Here is a 2,071-nt window from a genome sequence, read left to right on the forward strand (position 1 = left end):
TCAAATAATCACTATAAAGATCAAGCATATCCATTTAATTCCCTCCCTAAAATTAAGGGCGGAATTCTAATGCTTTTTAGTCAAACTACAAGTTTATGTGCGTAACATGAGTTAATTATTTGATTGCGTGTATTTTGACGTAGCTCATCAAGAAGGCTTGAAAGATGTGTGCCAGGACAATGTGTCCCACCGCCACCACTTTGTTGATGACCGCTAATATTATCATTTATCCTGCTAAGAGCTGCATGATAACTTTGTGACGTTGGATCAATTCCATATTTGTTGCACAAAAAAGCCATTATTGCAGTCAACTTCTCTAATCCTTTGCTCTTGGGTATATATTTTTCATAATCGCCAATAAAACAAATTCCAACTGTATTACCATTTCTACCTGTATTATGAGCGCCTTGAACATTTTCTTGAGTTGCATTTCGCCAGGCTCTGCCTTTATAAAGGACACCATTTTCATCAACAAGCCAATTGTATCCAATATCACTCCATTTATGGACCTTGACATGATAAGTCCAATAACTTCTGACCACTGCCGGGTAGTCTTTGCTAAAATTGTTAGCGCCACTATGATGGATAACCAAATGTGTGACGTTCGTTAATAATTGAGCTCCACTGTGTTCAGGCTGAGGACAGCCCCAACTCTTTCTGCTAACAAAGTTAGGCCTTCCAGGTGTTAATCTATCACTTGCGGTCATTGCTTTAATTAAATTTAAAGTTTTAAGGTCAGTTTTTCCTGGAGATATAAAAAATAGGTTTAATTCATTGAGCTCCGCCTTAGAGACTTTTAATCTTAACTGAATAAATTTTATATTCTTTTCAAGAAAGATTAATTCGGAAAAAAACTCCTTACTTTTTATCTCTTCTAGGTTGTCTTCTTTTATAGCCTGCCACGGACTCCATGTTGACCTATTAAGTAAATATCTAATCTCGAGTAAGGGCTTCGGTGATTCTTTTGCGAATAATACTTTACAAGCAAAAGCTAAGAATGGTCTAGGACCTTTTAAAGGAACTTTTAATATTTCTGTATTATAAATTAGCACATAGCCAGGATCTATTTTTTTGGTTAACTGACTACTTTTGAAAGCAAGTTCTTTATGTTGTATAGGTTGTCCGAAAACCGCAAAGACTATCAAATTCAAACCAATTAGTAAAAATAAAATCAATTTAGGCATTTGGTAAATTATATCCAATCAAAGTAGACCATCTTAATATCTCCACCTATAGATTTATAAAAACAGTGAAGCTAGGTCAGGGCAAACGCATCTAAATATTGCACAGTTAAGCCTGCTATGTTCTTCTGCGTACGCACGGTATCTAGACAACTTGCAGAGAATATGGACTACGCCCATAAAGCACGGAGTGAAGGCTGTTCCGTCACCATCTTAACTATAGATGCGTTTGGCCAGGAAGCTAGGTCTTTAATTTTTCATCGTTCAAAAACTAGCGTAAAAAAATAATTCCAGCCAGATTTCTAATTCGCTTGAATATGCTCAGCACAAAGAATTTTCCCACTATCTAAGGTATCAGCATAGGTGCCATCTAAGCTTCTATCTGGTTTGACTATAAAAGTTACTTTGCCGCTAACTTTTACATTGCTTTTGGAGGTATATGTATACTCGAGCATAATAGTATTATCCGATAAGATGGTAAGGGGACCGGACTGTCCCAAACTGTCCACCCAAAAGAATTGCTCCCCATCTCTGGTTACCTTAGCTTGCAAAGTTTGATTCTCTTTAGAACCGAGATAACGGCAATCAAAATATTTGGCTTGTGGATCAGCAGGAGCACTGGCGCTCGATTGTCCAGAAGATACTTGCTCGACAGGGACTTCATCGGCTACCACTGTTGTACTAATGAAAAATGATAAAGTAAGGCTTAGATAATGCTTTTTATGCCATTGCATTTTATTTCCCTCGGCTGGTATTTTGATAACTACAGTTAATTACTCATGTTACGCACGGTCAATTTTAAGCTGCCATATTTTTAAGCTCCTGCCAAGCAATCTGGTTCGCTCTAAGAATCAATTTGTACTTAATAGCAAAGTGATTTAAATGAGTTT

Annotated in this window: 3 protein-coding genes; 1 reads left to right on the forward strand and 2 read right to left on the reverse strand. The window is 36.9% G+C overall.

Going from position 1 to position 2,071, the window contains the following annotated elements:
• Positions 1–80: 80 nt before the first annotated feature.
• Together ELY15_RS15335 and ELY15_RS15340 are read right to left on the reverse strand one after the other, a co-directional pair.
• Entirely contained in the window at positions 81–1,184 is a 1,104-nt protein-coding gene (locus ELY15_RS15335) for an N-acetylmuramoyl-L-alanine amidase (protein WP_127101566.1), read from the reverse strand.
• 299 nt (positions 1,185–1,483) lie between these two features.
• Complete coding sequence (locus tag ELY15_RS15340) at positions 1,484–1,915, reverse strand: hypothetical protein (protein WP_127101568.1); 432 nt, start codon at positions 1,913–1,915, stop codon at positions 1,484–1,486.
• Between the two features lie 22 nt (positions 1,916–1,937).
• On the opposite strand from ELY15_RS15340, the gene ELY15_RS16640 reads away from it, so the two are divergent.
• Complete coding sequence (locus ELY15_RS16640; RefSeq protein WP_255411130.1) at positions 1,938–2,063, forward strand: hypothetical protein; 126 nt, start codon at positions 1,938–1,940, stop codon at positions 2,061–2,063.
• Positions 2,064–2,071 lie beyond the last annotated feature (8 nt).

Origin of the sequence: Legionella sp. km772 (assembly GCF_003989735.1) — a bacterium.
Taxonomy (GTDB): domain Bacteria; phylum Pseudomonadota; class Gammaproteobacteria; order Legionellales; family Legionellaceae; genus Legionella.